The sequence below is a fragment of the Campylobacter sp. RM12647 genome (assembly GCF_020138135.1).
Classification (GTDB): domain Bacteria; phylum Campylobacterota; class Campylobacteria; order Campylobacterales; family Campylobacteraceae; genus Campylobacter_E.
This window is the reverse complement of record NZ_JACGAS010000013.1, coordinates 1-23,206: the sequence shown is the minus strand read 5'-3', so window position 1 is coordinate 23,206 and position 23,206 is coordinate 1. Positions and strand designations below refer to the sequence as shown.

Genomic DNA, 23,206 nt, shown 5'->3' with positions numbered 1-23,206 from the left:
TAAATTTTAAAGATGTAATTATAATTACATTTAAGTTAATGAAATTAACGCAAAGCCCTTAAAAATAAGATATTTACATTTTTTACATGCTCACTTAATTCATCTTTTGTAAAGATTTCTTTAGAGTTAAAAATCAAATCAAAAATCTTATTACTTCTAATCATAGAGCAATATAAATTAGCTAAATTATAAGCACTTATTTCATTTAGAATTTCTTTTTTGATTTTTTTCTCAAATACTTCACATAAAAATCTAATTATTACATCTTTATCTGCTTTTGCACATTCTTGTTTAAAATTAATATCTTGATAAGTTCTCTCAAGAACTAATCTTAAAAATTTTGCATTATCTTCGCCTATAAAAAAATTACAATATTCATTACCAAATACATTTAAAAAATCTGGTAAATCCAAGTTGGCTTTTGAAGAAATCATAATTTTTAAATTCTCTAACCTAGTTTCCGCCCTAAATTTTAAAGCCTTTAAAAATAAAGTATTTTTATTTTCAAATTTTTTATATATCGTCGCAAGAGAACCGCCAGTTACTTTAACAATATCATTTAAACTTGTATTTTCATAGCCCTTTTCTAAAAATAGTTCAAGGGCTACTTTTAAAATTATTTCTTCTTTTCCTTCCATTTTTTCTCCTTAGGATATATAAATATTGTATCCTTTATGGTAAATATTTTATCATCATCTAAGGCATAAGCTCTTATATTAATATGCTTATGATGTTTTTTAACTTTCTTAAGCTCGCTTCTTAAAATAACAATTTGTTTTAATTTCTCACCAGCTTTAACTCTAAAATCTTTTTTAGGTTTTAAAATACTAATATCATCATCTAATATTTCTAAATAAAATCTATGGTCTTGCTTGCTAGTATTGTGAAATAATATAACATAGGCATTATCAACATAATTTTCATCTTTATTTATTGTATATAATTCAGTAGTTCTATTTATATTCATAAGCATAGTTTCTTTACTACCAGCCGTTAAAACTAACCCAATAAACATAGCACACAATACAACTATATAAACAATAGTTCTAAATCTAAAGAATTTAAGTTTTTCTTTAGTTTTTATTTCTTTTGTGCTAGACCAAGATATTAATGATGGCCTATTAAATCTTGCTTGAACATTTGAACAAGCATCAGCACATTCAAGACAATTTATACAATCAAGTTGCATTCCTTTTCTAATATCTATATGAGTTGGACATATTTTTACACAGGCTTCACAAGCTATACATTCTCCGCCTATTGGTTTTTTTGTAATTTTTTCTCCATCTTTATAAATAATTCCGCCACGACTTTCATCATATATAACACTTTTTGTGTCGTTATCAAACATAACGCTTTGAATTCTTGCATAAGGGCAAATATAAGCACAAAAATTCTCTTTAATAAAAGTAATATCAAATGTTATAAATAAAGATAAGCATAAAACAATTCCAAATAAAAGTAAGTGTTCATTAAAATGGTCAAGATAAGTAAAGAAATCTTCAGGTGGAACAAAATACCATAAAAAATTACTTGCAGCAATTAAGCTAATTGGATAAAACACAATAACACTTGCAATTCTTGCAAATATTTTATTTCTTGGTTTATTTTGTTTATTTTTTCTGCCACTATAAATTCTAAATAATTTAGTTTGTATTAAATCTCTAAAAATTATTCTAAATATAGTTTGAGGACAGCCCCAAGCACACCAAACTCTACCAAGTAAATTTGTAATAAAAAAAATAAATACAAACATCATAATTAATAAAAATGGCATTAAATACAACTCATTTGTATTAAAAGATATGAAAAATAAATCTAATTTTTGTTTATCAAAACTAAGCAAAAATAAGTGATTACCATTTATTCTAATAAATGGAATAATAAAGATAATACAGGTAAGTAAAACATAAAATGTAGTCCGCTTTTTAAAATAATTTGTAATATTTCCCATTACGCTCTCCTTAATTTTAACTTAATTTGTAATTTTAAGATAATTTTAGTCTTTAAAAATTAAGAATAGTAAATTAAAAAATATTTTGTTTATTAACAATTTTTTTATAAATTAGCACTTTTAATTTTACAACGAAAGGAAGTGATTGCCGTGCCAGGGATTAAAGTTCATAATAACGAATCTTTTGACGAGGCTTATCGCAAATTCAAAAAGCAAACTGATCGTAACCTAATCGTAACAGAAGTTAGAGCAAGACGCTTTTTTGAACCTATGACTGAAATTCGCAAAAAACAAAAAATTTCAGCTAGAAAAAAAATGCTAAAACGCCTATATATGTTAAGACATTACGAAGCAAAGCTTTAATAAAAAGGGGTTATCCCCTTTTTAAAGGTTAGAAATGAAACTCTTAGTAAAAGACGCCGCAAAATACTTAAATATCAGCAAAGAAGCTATTTATAATAGAATTAGAAGAGGCACTTTAAAATCAATAAAAGAAGATAATAAAACCTATGTTTTAATAGAACCAGAACAAAATAGTTTAGCTATTAAAGATGAGCTATTAGAACAAATAAAAATCTTAAAACTAAGCAACGAAGAATTAAAAAAAGAAAACGAAGAATTAAAAAATAAAATAAATCTACCAGTAATTATAAAAGCAAAATGGATTTTAATAGATGAATATTTATTAAGATTTAAGAAAAAAAAGCGTGAAAAAATAAAAAAATATCTCATATCAAGGCTTTTTAAAAGTAAAAAAATAAAACTAGAAAACAATCAAGTATTTATAAGAAACAAAAAATTATCAAAGATTTAGGAGGAAAAATGTTTAAGAATTTGAATAACTTAACTTACAAAGCGTCTTTAACTGCAATTGTAGCTGGTTCATTATTAAGTGCTTGTGGTGGTGAAGAGAAACAACAAGCTAAAGGCTCATTTTTAATAATAGAAGAATATGCTCCTAAACAATACAGAATTAAAGATGAATTTCCAAGCGATGAAACAAGAGTAGTTCTAAAAGAATTAAATGGAAATGAAAGAGTATTAAGCAAGGCTGAGATGGACGAGCTAATAAAAGCTGAAAATGCAAAAATAGAAGCAAATCAAAGCTCATTAACAAATGAAAGTATTGGTTCAAATCATTCATTAGGCGAAGTTTTGCTAAGCTCTGTAGCGGGTGCAATCATTGGCTCTTGGATAGGCAATAAGTTATTTAATAATTCACATTTTAATGCAAACAAAGCTACGCATTATCAAAACCCAAGTACATATCAAAGAAGTGTAAATAGCTTTAAAAGCACACCTAGTGCAGGAGCTTCAAAAAGTAGTGGATTTTTTAAAAGCCAAAGCACAAGTGGTGCTAGTAGTTCTGGTAGTTTTGGCTCTTAATGTATATTGAAATTATAAAATTTAAAAACTTTATAGTTTTAATAAAAGCTAATGATGAGTATTTGATTTCAGTTGATATTACAAATCTTGCTACTTTAAAAGAAAAACCAAATCAAATAACTTCATTAGTAAAATCTGAACTTTTAAAGTATTTTAAGGGAGAAGATTTTGATTTTACAAATATAAAACTTAATCTTGATAAATTTTCTACTTTTACAAAAGAAGTTTTAAATGAACTTAAAAATATACCTTATGCAAACACTATAACTTATAAAGAATTAGCATATAGAATAAATTCTAAAGCCTATCGTGCAGTAGGAACTGCATTATCAAAAAACCCTTATTTAATAATACTACCTTGCCATAGAGTAATTCGCTCTGATGAAAGTCTAGGAAGATTTACTTGTGAAGTGTCTAATATGAAAGAGTTTTTAAATAAACACGAAAAAAATAATATCAAATCAAATAATTTTTAAAGTATTTTATAAGCCATTATTAATTTATAAAATACTTAATCCTAATTTAAATTCCAAAAAGGAATTTAAATTAGAAATTTAACTTAATAATCTTTTCTAGTAAATACATAGCCTTGCATTAAGCATCTTGCAGTCCTAATCACACTCACGCTATCATTATCAATAAATCCCGTAATTGTCCCACTTGGATGAGCTATTACTAATTCATTAGAAAAGCTACTTAAATGCTCATTAATTAATGTACCTTGTGTCTTTGCTGCCATTGAAATACATACCGTTCCTGTAACTGCAATTGATGGGTGTGGGCGTTGCATACTCATCATTCTAACGCATACATTTATATCATTTTTTGATATTTTAGCACCACTTGTGCTAGTGTAATCTTGCACGAAATCAACCAAACAAGCTTTAGGCACTGATGGATTTTTTGCTGTTGCTTCTTCTTTTTTTGCTAAGCCAATTAGCTCACTTGCTATACTTCTTACTTCTTCAATTTTATCAAGCTCGTTTTGAGAAATTTCATCATATATATTGCCACTTAATAAATCTTTAGCTCTCATAAACACAAGCGCTGCTCCAGCATCTACTATACTAATTTCAATATTGCCAAAACTTGTATTTACAACTTGTTTTGCAGAATTTGTAGGCAATAATCCTTTATTCATAGAGCCTTCAGGATTAATAAAACCTAATTTAATTTCACTAGCTGTATTTGGCACTCCTGCTATTTTAGTATCTCCTGCTGGTTCAAAACTCTTTAAATCATCGCTTAATTTAAATCTAGCTTTTAAATATTTATTTGTATTAGTATTTAAAATCCTAACGCAAATTATTTTATTTTCTAAATCACACTCATCTTTTATAATGATTTTTTCATACATTTTAGAATCATTTAAATCAATCAAACCCAAATCATAAGCAAAAGCACCAACGCATGAGCTAATATTTCCACAATTACTATTAAAATCAACCATTTCTTTATCAATATTTACTTGAGCGAAAGTATAAGTTAATTCATTATTTTTAATATCAACTATAGCTACTTTTGAAGTTACTGACGCAGCACCACCAATTCCATCAATTTGCTTTGTAGCAGTTCCCATAACATCAGCTAAAAACTCGCCCCATTTAACTCTTGCTGGCATATCTTTTTCATAAAAACAAGCAGCTTTAGATGTGCCACCTCTATAAATACTACATTTAAATTTCTTCATATTTTCTCCTTTTAATTAATGTAAATAAATCCGTCCATTATTCTTCTTGCACTTCTTTTAAGTCCAACACCTATGATTTTACCACTTTCTATCTCTACGCTAACATCTACTACGCCTAAAAAATGTTTAATTTTTACATCTTGAATACCATTTTGTATCATAGTTAAACCACTAAGCTCATTTGCTAAAGTGCCATTTTCTAATGCTGCAACGGCTAAATTATATAATCCACTAGCAGGCGAGCTTTTATGAAGATTTCTAAGACTTAAAACCCTAATTCCTATATCAAATTCACTTTTATTATCAGATTTAAAAAGTGCTGCTATTTTTGGTATAGCTTGATTGTTTTCTAAATCATTTTCATCTTTAGCAAAACCTAATTTAATAGCATAAAAATCTCTTAATTTGTTTAAATCTTCAATAGCTTTTAAAGCACTAAAATCATTATAATTTAAATTAAAATCTAAATCAAATTCCCTTGCATCAACATATAAAAATGGATTTATTAAATCAAGTAAAGTAGCTCTATAACCATTAAAATTGCTAATTTTTCCTAATGGATATTTAAGTCCTGTTTGTTCAGCCCCTGCATTTTTAATAAAAACATCAGCCAGCTCACAACCACCAAAAACTCCTTGCATAATACTAGAGCCTTTTTCTACAAATTCTCCATCTTTAATCTTAGCTTTAAATTCAATAATTTTTTGAATATTTGTATTGTAAATTCTAACACATACATTGCTTGCAAACCTATCAAAACTAAATAACTTTTCATTAATAGCATAAGCTCCAACAGCAGCTATTAAATTCCCGCAAGTGCCTTTATTATCTATACTATCTTTCATAACCCCAGCTTGAAAGAATTCCCACTCAATATCATAATTTTTATTATTTACACTTTTTACAACGCATATTTTATTGGTTGATGATATAGAACCACCTAGCCCATCAATAGCGTTTTGGTTATGACAATCAATAGATTTTTTAAATATATCAGCCCAAGTGCTTTTATCTTTAGGCAAGTCATTTGCGTTAAATATTAGCCCCCTACTCGTGCCACCCCTATAAACACTGCATTTAATTTTCATAATTATCCTTTAAATTTATTTTCTATATCCATCCACTTATCAAATTCACATATTCTATTTCTTTCTTTCATAGAAATCATTAAATGTTCTGCATTATCTGTTCTGCCTGTAGTTTTTAGATGATTTAATAAATCATTCATACCTTTAATAGCAGCTTTTAAAGTAGCATTTGCATAAAGAACTATATTAAAGCCCATTTTTTGTAATTCATCATTGCTTAATATCGGAGTTTTGCCACCTTCTACCATATTTGCAATATGATAAGCTTTTACTAATTTAGGAAGACTTGCCATTTGTTCTATGCTAGTAGGAGCTTCTATAAATAATATATCAGCTCCACTTTCTAAATACGCATTAGCTCTATTAATAGCATCATCAAAACCATTAACAGCAATTGCGTCTGTTCTTGCAATTATTAAAGTATCATATTCTAAAGCGTCTTTACAAGCTTTGATTTTCGCACACATTTCATCTTGAGATATTAATTTTTTCCCATCAAAATGCCCGCACCTTTTTGGTAGTTGCTGGTCTTCTATTTGAATTGCTGCTATTTTGTTTTTACTAAATTCTTTTGCTGTTCTATAAACATTTAAAGCATTGCCGTAGCCATTATCTATATCTGCTATTACGGGAAGATTTGTAGCATCGTTTATTCTCTTTGTATTTTCTAACATTTCATTCATACTAACAAGTCCTATATCAGGAAAACCAAACTGCATATTTGCCATACCTGCTCCTGTAGCATAAACAACTTTAAAACCTGCTAATTCAATAAGTCTTGCATATAAAGCACAAGAAGCTCCTGGTGCTACTAGAATTTCTTGTGAATTAAGTGCTTCTTTTAAAATTTTTGCTTTCATTAGCACTCCTTTTAAAAAATGCTTAATCTTAACACAAAATTTTAATTTTTGATATTAATTGTTAATTAATAAGAAATAAGTGTGTAGAATTGTAACAAGATGATTTAATTAAAAATCATCTTTTTTACTAAAGGCATTAATAATATATCCTAATATAAACATAACAATCACAGGTATAACCCAGCCAAGCATAGATGAGTAAAATGGCAACATTTCTAAATATTTAGCTATACCTAAATAAGATAATATTTTTTCATCGTTTATGCTTAAAATTGAGCTATCAATTGCGTTTAAAATTCCTATAAAAGCCGCAGTATAAACGCTAAATCTATAAATGATTTTGCTCTCATTTATTAAATTATTTATTAAAGATAAAATTATTAAAACTATAGCTATTGGATAAATCGCTATTAATATAGGAACGCTTACTTTTAAAATCTGCGTTAAACCTTGAATTGATAAAACAAAACTAGCAACTACCCAAATAATAACCCAAGTTTTATAAGAAATCTTAGTAACACTACTAAAATAGCTAGCACTTGAGCCAATCAAACCAATCGTAGTAGTAAGACAAGCAAGTAAGGCAGTAAATCCTAAAATAAATCTACCAAAACTACCAAATAAATCATCACTAATTAATGATAATAAAATAGCCCCATTACTAGCGTCTTTAAAGGTATTACCATAAACATAGCCTAAATACCCTAAAGCAAAATAAACTATCATTAAAATAATTCCAGAAAATAATCCTGCTTTTATAGTAAGTAATGATAATTGATGTTTATTAGTAACTCCTAATGATTTTAAAGCCCCAACAACACTAATCCCAAATACTAAAGCAGCAAGCGCATCCATAGTCTGATAGCCTTCTACAAATGCTGTTGCTACTGGGTGGGTAGTGTAATTTTGATTAGGAATGCTAACATTTACTTCTGAATAAATTAAAGTGCATATAAAAAATACTGCTATTAAAATAAGTAAAATCGGTGTTAAATACTTGCCTAATGTATCTAACATAGTGCTAGGATTTAAGCATATATAATAATTAAGTGCAAAATATATAAAACTATAAAAAGCTAAATAATATACATTATATTCATTATCAACAAAAGGTAAAATCATTATTTCATAAGGCATAGTGCTAGCTCTTGGAATTGCTACTAAAGGCCCTATGGTAATATAAATAACTGCTACAAAAATTACTGCAAATGTTACATTTACTCTACTTGCTAATTCTTTTAATGTTCCTGCTTTAGCAACTGCAGCAACGCCTAAAACAGGTAAAGCAACACCTGTTACACAAAAAAACAAAATCGCTAAATAAAAATTACTCCCCGCATCCATTCCTAGTTTTGGTGGCAAAATAAAATTCCCCGCACCAAAAAACATAGCAAATAGCATTAATGCAACTACATAAAATTCTTTTTTTCCTATTTTTGTCATATTTCTCCTTAGATTTTTTTACAAAAGACTTCTTACGCCTTTTGCGTTAGGTTCGCTCAAAATTCCTTGCTTTTCGCACTGCTCTACAATATTAGCAGCTCTATTATAACCTATATTTAATTGGCGTTGAATATAAGAAATACTAGTTTTTCCGCTCTCTTGCATAATTCTTACAGCTTCACTGAATAATTCATCTACACTATCATCATTATTTTTAACATAGGTTTGAGTAAAGCTTGAATCTTGTAAAATACTCTCATCATAATTTGATTTTTCTTGTTTTTTTAGGTGCTCTACTACTCTAATTATCTCTTCTTCACTTGCAAATGGAGCGTGCAATCTTACTATCTGACTTGTTCCTGGTGGAGTAAATAAACTATCTCCACGACCAAGCAAACTCTCAGCTCCTTTAGAATCTAGTATAACCTTACTATCAACTCCAGTTCCAACTTTATAGCTTAATCTACTAGGTAAATTTGCCTTAATAAGACCTGTTATTACATCTACACTTGGGCGTTGTGTAGCTACTATTAGATGAATTCCTGCTGCTCTTGCCATTTGAGCTAATCTTGCTATATAAGTTTCTACTTCTTTTCCACTAGTCATTATTAAATCAGCCAACTCATCAATAATAATTACAATATAAGCAAAAGGCTCAAGTCCTAATTTAGGTGCTTTTTCATTAAAACTTTCAATATTTTTAGTATAAACGCTAGCCATTAATTCATATCGTCTTTCCATCTCTAAAACCATATTTTTTAAAGCTAAAGTTGCTTTTTCTGCTCTTGTAATTACAGGAGTTAATAAGTGCGGAATATCATTATACATTGAAAATTCAAGCATTTTAGGGTCAATCATTAATAACCTTAAAGTCCTTGGGCTATTTTTATATAAAAGACTTAAAATCATAGCATTAATACCCACACTCTTACCACTTCCTGTAGTTCCTGCTATTAATAAATGCGGTAAGCGTTTTAAATCAGTTACAAAAGTATTTCCTACTATATCCTTACCTAAGGCTATTGTTAATTTGCTTTTAGACTTTGAAAATAATTCATCTTCAAAAATAGTTCTAATATTAATTGTTTGAGAAGTCTTATTTGGAATTTCAATCCCTACCACATCTTTTCCTGGAATTGGTGCTTGAATTCTAATACTTGTAGCCTTAAGTGCCATAGCTAAATCATCAGCTAAGCCTGAAATTTTGCTAAGCTTTACATCAGCAGCAGGTCTAAACTCAAATGTAGTAACCACAGGACCCCAATAGGTTTTAACCACATCTCCATCAATCTTAAAATGCTTTAATTTTGCTAAAAGCTCGTTTATTTTCTCATCAAGCTCATCTTCATTAATTATTATTTCTGTAGTTACAGCTTTATCTAATAATTCCACACTAGGTAGCTCAAAATCTCTTGGTATTTCAATCGCTCCTAATTCAATATCTTTTAAAATTGCTTTATTTTCTTCAAGCTCATTTAAAATCTCTACTTTTTTGCCTTTTTTAGGGACAAAACTTTGAGAATCTTGCTCATCTACTATCAAAATATCTTGAAAATCATTAGAATTTAAAACAGGAATTTCATTTTGTATTTCTTCGGTTTGCTCTACTGATTTTTCTTCTTTTATTTCGTTTTTAACTATTTTAAAATCATCTTTATTAATGCTATCTTTGTTTATTTTCTGCATTAAAGGCTCTAAAACTATTTTTGGCTCACTAATTATTTTGCCTTGTTCGTTTGTAAAATTAATTTTAGTCTTTTCATCTTCTTTAGTGGTTTTTATTTCATATGATTTTACAAATCTAATATTGCCTAAATCGCTTAAAATTTCTTCTTTTGGTTTTGATTTGTCTTCTTTAGGAGTTTTTATTTCTTTTATGATTTTTTCTTTTTTAATAGGTTTTTCTTTGCTTTTAAAAAGATTTTTGAACTTATCTTTATCTTGTAATTTTGAATAAATATAAGAATGATTAAAATAAATTAAAACAAATACAAGCAAGATAAAAAATACAATATTTACAAAACCTAAAAAGCTAATAATTCCAAAATCAAAAACACTAGAAAAAGGTAAAGATAATATCAAAATACTACAAATTATATTGGCTAATATTTTTAAAGCATATTTAAAAGATTTATATACAAATAAGTAATTTCCTACAAATGCTAATAAAAAAATATAAGAAAGATTTCCAAAACAAATTCTTAAGCCCTTGCTAAAATAAGCACTTGCTAAAAATAATCCATTAGCTTCGGGTAAAAACAGCCCGAAACTAAAATAAAATAATATAAATGAAACAAATATAAATATAAATTCTTTTTTCATCTTACATATAATTTAATAAGCTTAATTTTGAAACCTGCGCACTAGCTTGTAAAGTAGCTTGTAAGGTAATTGTCGCTTGCATTAGCATTAATTGGCTTTCTACAGGGTCTGAATTAAGAACCTTCGCCTTAACTTGTTCAACATTTACTTTCATTAAATCTGCTCTATCTTGAGAATTTTGAATACTTGTTTGAGTTGCACCTATTTTTGTATGAACTTTATTAATATGATCTTGTAAATGGTCAATCCTTTTTAAAGCTCCTTGAATACCAACACTTTTTAACAATTCAGGATTATTACTATCTGCTCTATAATTTCCATTTCTAACAGCTTCTATCATCTTATCAAGGTCTTTTATAATATCAACCCTACCTTCATCAACAATTAAAGTAGAATTTGTATTAAAATTAAACAAATCTCCCTTTTTAGAACCTTCAGCAATTGGCAAACCATTAGCATCATTTCCAAAATCAAATTCATCTTTATTCATAGTATTAGCGTCAAATATAGCTAAATCTATTTTAGTAGTAGTCGCACCTTTGTCTATTAAAGTCATTTGACCTTTTTCATTAAGACCTACATCAACTGAATTTTTAGAATTAATTAACAGCCTTTCTAATTCTGCTTTATCATCATTATTTAAAATCATAGGAGAATTAGCTTGATTTGGATATTTTTGAACTAATTGATAATCTTTAGTTGGGATATTATCACTAGCAAACATAGAAATAATATCTCCTAATTGCTTATATGTTATATTTTCAGGATTTGTCTTAACACTATCTGAAATATGCTGATTATTATCATAAACCACATTTGTAATAGGTAAAGTTACCTTTTTATCTTGACCATTTTGTTTATAACTAGCCGTTGCAGTGCCTTGAGTAATATTAAAATCTATTGAATAATGTACCTTATTTTTTGAAGTAATTTCTAGTTTTAAAACACTATCAGGTCTTGTAGTATCATTTGGATTTAGCTTTAATGTTCCTTGCGAAGCCTCAACTAATTTAGTCTCATTAGTAGCTACATTATTATTTTTATCTACTTGAGCTATGTTTGAGCTTAAGATATTATCTTTTTTACTAAATAAAGACCTAGAATAATCAATCCCATCACTAGTAAAAGAAGTATCTATATTACCTGTATTTGTAAATTCTAAAACAAAAACATTATTATTATTTCTTAAATCATTTGGATTAGTTACACTTGCTAACTCACTTTTAACAGGAAAAGGAATGATAGGCATTGGTGGTGTATCAGGTATTTTTGGTGGATAAATTTGTCCGAAATCATCAGCCTTAGCAGTAGCTGCAAACATAGAAAAATTAATTCTACTTTCTTGATTTTTTAAATCAGTAATTTCTATCGTTCCATTATTGCTAAGCGTTACATCTACTACCTTATTTTCCTTAGTGTTTCCGTATAACTCACCTATTTTATTAAGCATAGCACCAACATCTTCACTAGCACCCATCTTAAACTTAGCTTTAAAACTCTCACCATTTCCCTTAGTCCCACGAACATAAAAATAAGTATCAGGAAATCTTCCTTCATCATTTTTTAAAAAATGATCATTCACATTAAGCTCTTTTCCATTAGCTTGTGGTTTTAAATACTCTTTACCAATTAAGTCTTTAATCTTACTATCTTGAGTAATATAATGCACTTCTTCTGGTTTATTAATATCATATCTTCTATCAACCAAACGAACATTTGTGCTGATTATTTTTTTATAATCATTATCAACACCCTTCATAAGCTCTTGACCTGAAATATTGTAATCATTATACACATTAGACCCTAGTAAAACTTGCATATTTTCATCATTGCCATAATAATTGCCCTTTTCATCAAAAGGCTTAGTCCCAACATTAGTTCCACTGAATAAATATTGTCCGTTAATACTTGTATTTGCAATATTTACAATATGATCTCTTATTTTTTGTAAGTCATTTGCTAAAGCGTTTAAAGAAGTATCAGAATGAACTTCGTTTGCACCTTGAATTAATTTGTTTTTAAATTGGTCTAGTGCCTTACTCATTTCATCTACTGCTTTATCAGAGTTTTTTGTAATATTTATAGCTTTACTAGCAGCTTCGCTAATTTGCTGAAATGTAGAAATCTCATAAACAAGTCTTGAACCTTCTGAATAAATTCCAGCGTCATCATAAGATTGATTAATCTTCAAACCACTTGTTAATTGGTTATTTGCGTCATTTATCATATTTTGCTGACGCTGAAAATTGCCTAAATTTTGTGAATAAATATAAGAGCTTGTTATTCTCATTCTTTTTCCTTGTTAATAATCTTTAGGGTATATCGGTAAAAAAATTATTTTATTAAGTCTAAAACTTCACTAGGTGTATTTGCTATGCTAAAAATATTTAAAGAACTCTCATCAATTGCACCAGAATTTAAAAGTGTATTTTTAAAAAAATCAACTAATGGTTTAAAAAATTCTTCGTTATATAAAATGATTTTATAATTTCTTAATTTTGTTTGAGCTAAGGTTAAAACTTCAAATAATTCATCTAAAGTTCCGTATCCACCAGCACAAACTATCATTACATCATTTTGCATTAAGGCTTTTTTTCTTAAAGATAAATCGCTAAATTCAATAGATTTAGTGCAATATTCATTTAATCTTTGTTCCATTGGTAATTTTATATTAATACCAATACTCTCAACCCCGCCAACTAAAAAAGCAGCTTTATTAGCAGCGTGCATAATACCACCGCCACCACCTGTAGTAATGCTATAGCCGTTCTTTGCTAGAACTTCACTTAATTCAAAAGCGTCTTTATAATATTTATTATTTTCATCAAATCTAGCCGAGCCAAAAATTGTAACTGATTTCATCTAAGACTTTCTAACCTTTCTTTTTTATCTCCGATTTTAGTAATTTGCACACCAAAATTTCCATCAACAATAACAACTTCTCCTTCAGCAAAACATTTATCCCCAACTAAGATTTCTAAAGGGTCATTTGCTAATTGGTCAAGCTCAATAACAGAACCTATATCCATTGTTAAAACATCTTTTAAAAGCATTTTTTTACTACCAATTCTAACTCTAATCGGAAGCTTTACATCCATTATTAAATTAATATTTTTTAACTCACCCAAATCCATTTTAGGCGCACTTACTTCACTTTCTTTTGTAGAATTTGAATTAGGATTTAAAAGCTTATAAGCTTTTTCATTGATAGCAAGACTTATTTGCTCATTTAAATCATTGATATTTACATCATAAAAATAAATTTTATAAAACTTAGATAAATCACACTCATCAGTCAAAAACTCACATTTTTCTAAGCTAAAATTAAACTTAGGTAAATCTTTTTGTGCATTTAATGAAGTTGAAAATGCTGAAAATATATTGCTAATTGCTTCTTTGCTAGCGTCAAGCTCATCTGTGCCTAAATTCTCATTCATTGAGATTTCTTCTTCGCCCATCATCCATTCAGAAATCGCACTCATTAAAACCGGACTTGATAAAAATGCAAATTCTTTATCTTCGCTTTTAAAAACTGCTTTTAAAATAGGTGGCTTTAAGGCATTGTTTTTAATATCAAACTCACTATATTCGCTAAATCTAGCACTTTTTCCTGTAAGCCCTTCAATAGTGGCAATACATTCATTTACAAATAAACCTAAAAACTCATCAATCATCTAATTTTTCCTCATCTTCCATTGACAATTCTTCTTGAATTTCTACTACTTTATCAAATTCTGCAGCCTTTGTTTTACGCTCTAACTCATAAGCTTCAAGTATGTTTTTAACCTCATCTTTATCAGTTTTAATTAAATCTAAAATCTTAATTGATTTTTGGTATCTATGAATACCAAATTGAGCTAAAAATACATCTTTTCCATCAACGCTCACAATAGCTTTATCATCAGCATTTCTATTTAGCTTAATAATATTTCCATTTTCAAGTCCTAAAAATTCTTCTACACTAATAAAAGCCTTACCTAAAATCACTTCATAGACCATATCAGCACGACCTACTAAGGTTTTGATTTCTTTATTTCTACTTTTTTTAGCACTTGTTTCGCCTAGCATTACATCACGATTTGCTAAACGACCTAAAATTGGTTCTAAATAAATTACAGGATAACAAATATTAATCATACCGCTATTATTACCTATAGTAAGCTCCATAACAACCATTATTACTATTTCGTTTTGGCTTACAATTTGGACTACACTTGGGCTACTTTCTTTAGCTTCTACGCTAGGATACATATCAGTAATTATTGACCAGCTTTCCTTAAGTCTACCCATCATAATTCTTAAAATACTATCAAGTAAATTAATCTCAATATCTGTTAATTCTCTATTTTTTTCACTTCCTTCTCCAGCTCCACCTAATAATTTATCAATCATAGGAAAAGCAATACTAGGATTTATCTCTAAAACACAAGTTCCATCTAAAGGCTTGATTGAAAAAACATTAAAGCTAGTAGGATTTGGTAAAGACATCAAAAACTCACCATAAGTCATCTGGTCAACTGAATGTAGCTTTATTTCCACCATACTTCTCATCATTTGAGAAATTTGAGTAGCAAGGCTTCTTGCTAATTTATCATGAATTCCTTTTACTGCACGAAGTTGTTCTTTACTAACACGATTTGGACGCTTAAAATCATATATTATGATTTGCCTTTCATCGTTTTCTTTCTTTACTTCAGGGACACTATCGGCTGAATCAACGGAATTTAAAAGTGCGTCTATTTCTTCTTGAGATAAAATATCAGCCATCAATTAGCCTTTTTCTTAATGTATTAATTACTCTACTTTGCAACTGCGATACTCTTGATTCGCTAATTTGCAAAATTTCACTAATTTCTTTTAAACTAAGCTCTTCATAAAAATATAACTGAATAATCAATTGTTCTCTTTCATTTAATTCTTCTAAAACTTCGGTAATTTTTTCTAATAAATTTTCTTTATCAAGTCTTTCATTAGCGTCTTCATCGCTTAATACTTGTAATTGTTCATCTAATGGAACGATATAGCTAATTGATTGTGCTAATCTTGCTTCTTTAATCTTATCTATATCTATACCTAATTCACTTGCTAAATACTCATCACTTGGTTCTTCATCAAAATCATTTATATAATCATTTATTATTTTTTCTATATCTTTTACAATTTTTCTATTGCTTCTGCTTAAAGTATCAAGACTTCTTAAAAAATCAAGCATAGAACCATATACTCTTTTTCTAGCATATCCCCAAAAATTATCATTTTGTAAATCATCATAGCGTCTTGCTAATTTGATTAATTCTTCAGTCCCAACACCTATTAAATCATTAACATCAACACTAGCAGGCAAGCGTTCTTTTAATCTAAATGCCATAGCTCTTAATGCTGGTTGATATTTAACAGCTAATTCATCTTGAGCATTTCTTAAAGCACTTGCATACGCATTAAGCCGCTTTTGCATTATATTTCCTTGCAGGTTTTGTTTGCTTTTTGATAATTTCTAATTCACTTTCTACACTCTGAATAATCTTATCCATTCTATTTTCTCTAATTTCAAGCTCTTTTATGAAATGATTTGTGGTATTTTCATAAGCAAATTTATCAAAATTCCTACTACCTAATTTCTTTGCATCAACAAAATTAAGAACAACAAGGTGAATTAAAATATAAAAAACAAAAGTAGTAAATAAGGTAAAACCTATCATCATAAACGGATCATCAATCTTAAATACAGCACAAATAAAACCTATAAAAAATCCACAAACTGTAACAAAAGCAATATAATTATCCGTTCTCATATACCTTAAATCCTATCAATTAATCTCTTAAAAAAGCTTTTTATATTTCCTGAATCAGAATCTTTAAGCACATTTCGTTCCAATCTTGATAAAAGATTATTAGTAGCTTTTTTTAATTGATTAGTTTCTCTTGACGAACTTTGAGAAAACAAAACCCTACTTTTAATACAATCAATAACATAAGCAGAGCTTTCTAAGTATCCTAAATATTTTAATTCAGGATTATTTTTAATATTTGCTGATGCAACTTTTGAAATATTTGTAAATAAATCTAGTGCTTCTTTTTCGCTTTTTACCACATTAAAAAGCATTAAAAAATCATTTCTTACATCAGAAGTAACTTTAATAGTAGCATAAGCATCAGTAATTGCAGCAGGATCAGGTGTAGTTACAACAATAACTTCATCAGCAATTTCTAAAAAATGTAAAGTAGTTCCACCAATACCAGCACCCGTATCAATTATCAAAAAGTCTAAATCTTCTAATAATTCAGCATCTTCTAAAAAAGCGTCAAAATAACTTGAATTATTGTATTTTAAAATCTCTCCACCACTATCACCTGGGATTAGTTTTAAATTCGGTTTTACTTGTTTAATAATATCAGCTAGTTTGCATTCTCCTTTTAAAACATGTAATAAATTTTTACCTATTTTTACATTTAAAATCACATCAAGATTTGCAAGACCAATATCAGCATCAAAAAGACCTACTTTATATCCATCATTTGCAAGTAAATTAGCAATATTAGCACTTATTGTGCTTTTGCCAACCCCACCTTTACCACTTGTAATTGCAATAAATTTTGTATTTTTCTTATTTACTTTATGCTCATTTTTCATAAGCTCATTTAATTTATCAGCTTGTGTTTGCATAATTTATCCTTTAAATCCATCTAAAACGCATTTAATTAAATACTCGCTATTAGCTACTAAAATATCATCAGGAACATTCTGACCTATTGAAAAAAACGAAACAGGTTTTTTAATATTAAAAATTAATGAAAAAATATTACCAAAAGCTCTAGTTTCATCAAATTTTGTAAGTATTAAAGTATCAATATTTAAAGCATTAAAAGCATTAAAAGTCTCTTCCATATCATCATACTTCATACCTGCATTTAATACCAATGCAACCTCAATTTCACTCTCACTAGCCTTTAAATAACTTTCTAATTTTTCAATTTTTGTCTTATCATATTGAGAATTACCAGTTGAATCTATTAAAACCACATCATAACCACTTAAAGTCTCAAGGTTTTTATGCAAATCTTCTTCGGTTGATACAAATGCAATTGGTAATCTCATAGTCCTAGCGTATTCAGCTAATTGCTCTTTAGCACCTAGTCTAAAATTATCAAGCGAAACTATAGCAGTTTTGTATCTTTTGCTTCCGTATGCGTATCTATAAGCTAGCTTAGCTAATGTTGTAGTCTTGCCAACCCCTGTTGGGCCAACTAACATAATTATTTTTTGTTTTCTAATAGGTGCATCAACTCTGCAAGGTATCATACTCTTAAGTAAGGTTGTAAAATATCTAGTAATTGCTTCTTTATTACTCAATAAAGCTTTTGGCATATTTTTAAGAGTTGCTCTCATAATTTCATCTAAATGAGTTTGTAACATATCACTTTTTTTTGCTTTATCATAAATTAATGCAAACTCAGGTGGAATTTCAAGATTATTTCTAGCAGGAGCAAGTTCTCCCCATCTCATACTCATTAAATAATCTACTTTGCTATTTAACTCATTTAATAATTGCTTATCATCTTTTGACTTATTGCTAGAATTAGGATTAAACTTTAATCTAGATAATTCTTTTTTAGAATTTAAATCTTGATTAAGTGATTTATTTTCATTTTGATTTTGCTTATTTTCTATAGCTATTTTTCTATCAAAATTATCGCTTTTAAATTCTTTTAAGCTATTTTCGTAGTGTAACGCTGCTCTTTTATTTACAATTGGTTGCTTTTTTTCTTTTGTATCATTAATAGCTACAACTACTTCTACCATAGCAGGGCTTGTTGGAGTTCTTCCTTCTACTTGAGTTACAGCAACTATTTCAGCTTCATCTCCATAATAATCTCTAACATAAGCTAAATAATCTTGTCCTTTTTCTACTCTAAAACTATCTTGCCTAATTGCCATATTTTTTCCTTACATTGTTCCTAATACTAAAGTTATACTAATCCTATCTTCTGCACCATAATGTGGTAATACTAATCTCTTATCGCAATATGTTTTTTCACTAAAATAAACAATATCTAAATCAAGAGTTCTAGGTGCATTTTTAAAACTTCTTGTCCTATGAAAAATATTTTCATAGTGTTGTAAAACTTTTAAAAGCTCTCTTGCGTGAAGACTTGTTTTAACAAACATTAAAGCATTTGTAAAATCTTTTTGCTCTTTATACCCAAAAGCTTCATTTATTAATAATGCTGAAGTTTGAATAATCTTAAATCTTCTATCAGATTTTAATTTTTTAAATAATCTTACAAATCTTTCACACTCAGGCTCTATATTACTACCAAGAGAAATTAAAGCTAAATATTTATAAGCTTTATTATCCTTGCTAAAATACGGATAATACTTAATCCTTTTAAAATATCTCGCTTCATTTATCTTGATATTTGGCATTAAGCGTTATTTGCTTTTAGTGCTTCTTCTTGAGCTGCTATAAATGCTCTTTGTTGTTGAACCATTTGAATAGCACTAAGTAATGCTAAATGATAGCTAAATGGTCCAAAACCACTAATAGTTCCAGCACATACAGGACTTAAGAAACTCTTAGCTCTAAATTCTTCTCTAGCATAAATATTACTAATATGAACTTCAATTACAGGCATTCTTGTAGCTGCTATTGCATCAGCAATCGCAATTGATGTATGAGTATATCCACCAGCATTTATAATAATTGCATCACAAGTTCCTACACACTCTTGAATTTTATCAATTATTTCGCCTTCATAATTGCTTTGATAAAACTCTATATCAACATTGCTTTCTTTAGCAGCTATACTCATTTGTTCATGTATTTGAGCCATAGTCATAGTTCCATAAATTCTAGGGTCTCTTTGACCTAACATATTTAAATTTGGTCCTTGAATTACCATTATTTTCATATTTCTTCCTTTAATAAATATTTTAATGTTGGATTATAAGTTTTTAATTTTAATATAAGTTATTAAAAAATATTTTTTAAATCAATATCTAAAAAAAAGAATTTCAAATAAATATAAAGATTAATAAAATTTTTACGATATGGAATATATTTTGCTAACAAGCTTAAATCAAGTTAAAGTTTTAAAGGTTAATTATGAGTATATTTTCAACACTAAATACAGGTGTAAGTGGTCTTGGAGCTGCACAAGTTCAAATATCTACAACAGGACATAACATTACAAATGCAAACAATCCTTATTATACTAGGCAAAGAGTAGTTCAATCAGCAGCAGATGCTTTACATGTGCCAGCTGGTGATATTGGACTTGGAACTAAGGTTGATAAGATTGTAAGAATTCACGATGAGTATGTTTTCACAAAAATGCGTGATAATACAAATAATTTTGAACATACTAAATATCTAAAAACAAAACTTGAAGAAGCAGCACAAAGATTTCCTGATTTAAAAGATGTTGGAATTTTAAATGATTTACAAGCTTATCAAAAAGCTTGGAATAATTATGCTAGCAACCCTGCTGATGGTGCTACAAAAATAAATCTAGTTCAAGTAGCAACAACCCTTGCAAAAGATATAAAAGCTACTAGAGATGATATGTTTAAAATGCAAAAATCAGTAAATGATGATGTAGTTTTAACTATTGAAGAAATAAATAGAATTGGTAAGGATATTTCTACAATTAATGCTCAAATAGCGGCAAGTGAGAGTGCTGGTGATTCTATGGCAAATGATTTAAGAGATAAAAGAGATGAATTAGAATTAAGACTTTCAAAACTCGTTAAATCATCAGTTTTTAAAGAGAATTTAGAACAAAATGCTTCATTTGATACAAATATAAAAGATGGGAGCATAGATTATCATTTAAACATTGAAGGTTTTTCTATAGTTGATGGGACAACATTTCATCCATTAAGAATAGATAGTGTTGCTGCAGGAAGCCCTTTTCAAAGGATTTATTATGAGCTTCAAGATGGAACTACTGCTGATTTAACTTCTAAATTAAGTGGGGGACAATTAGGAGCTCAACTTAATTTAAGGGGTCGTGAGTTTAATACCCAAACTAATGGATTTGATGATGGTATTTTGCAAGATTATATAAACAATCTTGATTCTTTTGCAAAAACTATGATTACAGAAACAAACAATATCTACTCAAGAGCAGCTCAAAAGCAAATATTATCAAATGAAATGTCTCATCTAAAAAATGATGATATTATTATGAATGTAGATAATAGATTAAAAACAGGCACATTTGATTTAATCGTATATAACGATAATGGTCAAGAAGTAGCAAGAAAAACAATCACTCTTGATACAAGCACATCAATGACAGGTGGAGTAAGAAGTTCTAGTTTATTAGAAAAAATTAATTCTAATACAGATGATAATAACGATAATAACAATTTAAACGATTTTGATGATTATTTTTTAGCTGATTATTCTTATGATGAAACAAAAGATAGTGGTATTTTTAGTCTTATTCCTAAACTAGATGGATTTAAAGTAGGTGTAGAAGATCATGGCACTAATTTTCCTGGAATTTTTGGTCTTGGAAAATTCTTTGAAGGCACTAATGGTAGCAATATAAATGTAGATACTAGCCTAAGACACGACCCAACTTTACTTAGAGCAAGTAGTTCTGGTGCTGATGGAAATAACGATGTAGCAAACGCAATCAATCAACTTCAATATAATAAAATTGATTTTTACGATACTAAAGGAGAAAGCACTCAAGCTACTTTTGAAGGATTTTATAGGTCTTTGACAACAGATATAGCAAGTCGTGCAGAAAACAATAATACTTTATACAAAACAAACGAAGCTATCTTGGCTAATGTAACAGCAGAATTTCAATCAGTAAGTGGAGTTGATATGAACGAAGAATTAAGCAATCTTATGAAATATCAAGCAAGTTTTGGTGCAAGTGCTAAAATCATCACAACGGTTGATAAAATGTTAGATACTTTGCTAGGACTTAAACAATAATAGCTAAAATGAGCTTTTTTAATAAAGGATATATATGCAAAAAATAATGTTAATAGGAAAGCCAAATGTTGGCAAAAGCTCACTATTTAATCGCTTGGCAAAAGAACGCTTAGCGATAACTTCTGATATTAGTGGCACTACTAGAGATACTAATAGAAAAATAGTTGATATTAATGGAAAAAAGGCTATTTTAGTAGATAGTGGTGGGCTTGATGATAAAGATGAATTATTTCAAAATGTTAAAAAGAACACCTTAAAAGAAGCAAAAGACGCTGATATAATCGTTTATATGGTAGATTGTAAATTGGGTGCAAATGATGATGATAGATCTTATTTTTATGATTTATTAAAGCTTAAAAAACCAACAGCTTTAGTAATTAATAAAGTAGATAGTAAAAAAGATGAAGAAAGAAGCTTGGAATTTACTCGTTTTGGATTTAAAAATGTATTTAATATAAGCGTATCTCACGCAACGGGGATTGATGAATTAAATGATTTTTTAAGCTCACATTTGCGTGATACTTTCGTGCCTGATAATTCAGAGCTTAGCTTAGAAGATTTCTTAGATGAAAATATAGCTGGTGAATATGATGAAGAAGGCATTAACGAAGTTAGCGAAATTGATGAAAATCATATAAAAATCTCAATTTTAGGGCGTGTAAATGTAGGTAAAAGCTCACTTTTAAACGCACTTGTAAATGATGAAAGATGTGTTGTAAGTAGCATTGCAGGAACTACGATTGATCCTGTAAATGAAAGTATTGAATATAATGGCAAAACGCTTGAATTTGTTGATACCGCAGGAATTAGAAGAAGAAGTAAAATTTTAGGTATAGAAAAATACGCTCTAAATCGCACCGAAAAAATGCTAGAAAACTCTCAAATTGCTCTGCTTGTATTAGATGCTGCTGAAGGATTTAACGAGCTTGATGAAAGAATAGCTGGGCTTTTAGGTAAGAATTATTTAGGCGTGATTATAGTTTTAAATAAATGGGATTTATGTGGTAAGAGTGATAAAGAATTTGATGAAGTTTGCAAACATTTAAGGCTTGATAGATTTAAATTCTTAGCCTATGCACCTATTATTAGCGTTTCAGCACTTAGTAAAAAGCGTATTAAAAATCTTTTAGATTTAATCTTAAAAGTGCATTCAAACTACATTCAAAAAATCCAAACTTCAAAATTAAATCAAATCATAGAAGAAGCTTGTCTAGCTCATCCATTGCCACACGATAAAGGCAAACTTGTTAAGATTTATTACGCTACTCAATATAGCGTTGCACCACCAAAAATCGCACTTGTAATGAATAGACCAAAAGCACTTCATTTTTCTTACAAACGCTATTTACAAAATGTATTAAGAAAACACTATGATTTAAGCGGAGTTCCATTAATCATAGCAGCTCGTAAAAAAGGCGAAAAAGAATTAATTGAAGAGTAATTAGGAAGTTAATTCCTAATTATTCGCTAATTTCTGGCTGAATAGTAATATGATGTATATTAAACTC

Annotated in this window: 23 protein-coding genes; 6 read left to right on the top strand and 17 right to left on the bottom strand. The window is 28.6% G+C overall.

Annotated features, from left to right (window positions below):
* Positions 1-44: 44 nt before the first annotated feature.
* Positions 45-638, bottom strand: a complete 594-nt coding sequence (locus AVBRAN12647_RS06000) for a TetR/AcrR family transcriptional regulator (protein WP_336614842.1) — start codon at positions 636-638, stop codon at positions 45-47.
* Positions 617-1,954 carry a cytochrome c oxidase accessory protein CcoG gene (gene ccoG, locus AVBRAN12647_RS05995; RefSeq protein WP_336609536.1) on the bottom strand — a complete coding sequence of 446 codons (1,338 nt, stop codon included), beginning with the start codon at positions 1,952-1,954 and terminating at the stop codon, positions 617-619. The genes AVBRAN12647_RS06000 and ccoG overlap by 22 nt, the downstream gene beginning before the upstream one ends.
* A gap of 150 nt (positions 1,955-2,104) precedes the next feature.
* Here ccoG and rpsU point away from each other — a divergent pair, with 150 nt between their 5' ends.
* From rpsU to AVBRAN12647_RS05975, 4 genes are read left to right on the top strand one after another with little or no spacing between them, the layout of a single operon-like run.
* On the top strand, positions 2,105-2,317 hold the full coding sequence (rpsU, locus tag AVBRAN12647_RS05990) for a 30S ribosomal protein S21 (protein ID WP_214117291.1): 213 nt from the start codon (positions 2,105-2,107) through the stop codon (positions 2,315-2,317).
* A gap of 34 nt (positions 2,318-2,351) precedes the next feature.
* Positions 2,352-2,768, top strand: a complete 417-nt coding sequence (locus tag AVBRAN12647_RS05985) for a helix-turn-helix domain-containing protein (RefSeq protein WP_214117248.1) — start codon at positions 2,352-2,354, stop codon at positions 2,766-2,768.
* An 8-nt stretch (positions 2,769-2,776) separates the two neighbouring features.
* Positions 2,777-3,340 (top strand): UPF0323 family lipoprotein, encoded by a 564-nt coding sequence (locus tag AVBRAN12647_RS05980; protein ID WP_336614841.1) that lies wholly within the window; start codon positions 2,777-2,779, stop codon positions 3,338-3,340.
* Positions 3,340-3,816, top strand: coding sequence for a methylated-DNA--[protein]-cysteine S-methyltransferase (locus AVBRAN12647_RS05975; RefSeq protein ID WP_239803544.1), 477 nt, complete (start codon positions 3,340-3,342; stop codon positions 3,814-3,816). Before AVBRAN12647_RS05980 ends, AVBRAN12647_RS05975 begins: the two co-directional genes overlap by 1 nt.
* Positions 3,817-3,899: 83 nt before the next feature.
* Here the strand turns inward: AVBRAN12647_RS05975 and AVBRAN12647_RS05970 are convergent, their stop codons facing one another.
* The 15 genes from AVBRAN12647_RS05970 to aroQ all read right to left on the bottom strand — a co-directional run bounded on the left by AVBRAN12647_RS05970 (position 3,900) and on the right by aroQ (position 19,653).
* On the bottom strand, positions 3,900-5,030 hold the full coding sequence (locus AVBRAN12647_RS05970; RefSeq protein ID WP_214117255.1) for a PrpF domain-containing protein: 1,131 nt from the start codon (positions 5,028-5,030) through the stop codon (positions 3,900-3,902).
* 11 nt (positions 5,031-5,041) lie between these two features.
* Positions 5,042-6,118, bottom strand: a complete 1,077-nt coding sequence (locus AVBRAN12647_RS05965) for a PrpF domain-containing protein (RefSeq protein WP_214117259.1) — start codon at positions 6,116-6,118, stop codon at positions 5,042-5,044.
* Between the two features lie 2 nt (positions 6,119-6,120).
* The gene (locus AVBRAN12647_RS05960) at positions 6,121-6,978 is read right to left on the bottom strand and encodes an isocitrate lyase/PEP mutase family protein (protein WP_214119946.1); all 858 of its coding nucleotides are present in this window, start codon (positions 6,976-6,978) and stop codon (positions 6,121-6,123) included.
* 108 nt (positions 6,979-7,086) lie between these two features.
* On the bottom strand, positions 7,087-8,421 hold the full coding sequence (gene brnQ / locus AVBRAN12647_RS05955) for a branched-chain amino acid transport system II carrier protein (protein ID WP_336607860.1): 1,335 nt from the start codon (positions 8,419-8,421) through the stop codon (positions 7,087-7,089).
* 18 nt (positions 8,422-8,439) lie between these two features.
* A complete protein-coding gene (locus tag AVBRAN12647_RS05950) occupies positions 8,440-10,743 on the bottom strand; it encodes a DNA translocase FtsK (RefSeq protein ID WP_336614840.1) in 2,304 nt (767 codons plus the stop codon).
* A gap of 1 nt (position 10,744) precedes the next feature.
* Entirely contained in the window at positions 10,745-13,033 is a 2,289-nt protein-coding gene (locus tag AVBRAN12647_RS05945; RefSeq protein ID WP_336614839.1) for a flagellin N-terminal helical domain-containing protein, read from the bottom strand.
* A 44-nt stretch (positions 13,034-13,077) separates the two neighbouring features.
* The gene (locus AVBRAN12647_RS05940) at positions 13,078-13,605 is read right to left on the bottom strand and encodes a TIGR00730 family Rossman fold protein (protein WP_214117266.1); all 528 of its coding nucleotides are present in this window, start codon (positions 13,603-13,605) and stop codon (positions 13,078-13,080) included.
* On the bottom strand, positions 13,602-14,417 hold the full coding sequence (fliY, locus tag AVBRAN12647_RS05935) for a flagellar motor switch protein FliY (protein ID WP_214117267.1): 816 nt from the start codon (positions 14,415-14,417) through the stop codon (positions 13,602-13,604). Before fliY ends, AVBRAN12647_RS05940 begins: the two co-directional genes overlap by 4 nt.
* Positions 14,410-15,510, bottom strand: a complete 1,101-nt coding sequence (gene fliM, locus AVBRAN12647_RS05930) for a flagellar motor switch protein FliM (RefSeq protein ID WP_214117268.1) — start codon at positions 15,508-15,510, stop codon at positions 14,410-14,412. The genes fliY and fliM overlap by 8 nt, the downstream gene beginning before the upstream one ends.
* Positions 15,503-16,198 carry an RNA polymerase sigma factor FliA gene (locus tag AVBRAN12647_RS05925; RefSeq protein WP_250325125.1) on the bottom strand — a complete coding sequence of 232 codons (696 nt, stop codon included), beginning with the start codon at positions 16,196-16,198 and terminating at the stop codon, positions 15,503-15,505. The genes fliM and AVBRAN12647_RS05925 overlap by 8 nt, the downstream gene beginning before the upstream one ends.
* A complete protein-coding gene (locus AVBRAN12647_RS05920) occupies positions 16,182-16,535 on the bottom strand; it encodes a hypothetical protein (RefSeq protein ID WP_214149799.1) in 354 nt (117 codons plus the stop codon). The genes AVBRAN12647_RS05925 and AVBRAN12647_RS05920 overlap by 17 nt, the downstream gene beginning before the upstream one ends.
* 5 nt (positions 16,536-16,540) lie before the next feature.
* A complete protein-coding gene (locus tag AVBRAN12647_RS05915; RefSeq protein ID WP_214117271.1) occupies positions 16,541-17,407 on the bottom strand; it encodes a P-loop NTPase in 867 nt (288 codons plus the stop codon).
* Positions 17,408-17,410: 3 nt separating this feature from the next.
* Positions 17,411-18,679, bottom strand: coding sequence for a flagellar biosynthesis protein FlhF (flhF, locus tag AVBRAN12647_RS05910; protein WP_214117273.1), 1,269 nt, complete (start codon positions 18,677-18,679; stop codon positions 17,411-17,413).
* A gap of 9 nt (positions 18,680-18,688) precedes the next feature.
* Positions 18,689-19,168 (bottom strand): 2-amino-4-hydroxy-6-hydroxymethyldihydropteridine diphosphokinase, encoded by a 480-nt coding sequence (gene folK, locus AVBRAN12647_RS05905; RefSeq protein WP_214117274.1) that lies wholly within the window; start codon positions 19,166-19,168, stop codon positions 18,689-18,691.
* Positions 19,168-19,653 carry a type II 3-dehydroquinate dehydratase gene (gene aroQ, locus AVBRAN12647_RS05900; protein WP_214149801.1) on the bottom strand — a complete coding sequence of 162 codons (486 nt, stop codon included), beginning with the start codon at positions 19,651-19,653 and terminating at the stop codon, positions 19,168-19,170. Before aroQ ends, folK begins: the two co-directional genes overlap by 1 nt.
* A 194-nt stretch (positions 19,654-19,847) precedes the next feature.
* Here aroQ and flgK point away from each other — a divergent pair, with 194 nt between their 5' ends.
* Positions 19,848-21,698: a flagellar hook-associated protein FlgK gene (flgK, locus tag AVBRAN12647_RS05895; protein WP_336614838.1), complete on the top strand. Its 1,851-nt coding sequence runs from the start codon at positions 19,848-19,850 to the stop codon at positions 21,696-21,698.
* A 34-nt stretch (positions 21,699-21,732) separates the two neighbouring features.
* Positions 21,733-23,139 carry a ribosome biogenesis GTPase Der gene (der, locus tag AVBRAN12647_RS05890; protein ID WP_336614837.1) on the top strand — a complete coding sequence of 469 codons (1,407 nt, stop codon included), beginning with the start codon at positions 21,733-21,735 and terminating at the stop codon, positions 23,137-23,139.
* Positions 23,140-23,206 lie beyond the last annotated feature (67 nt).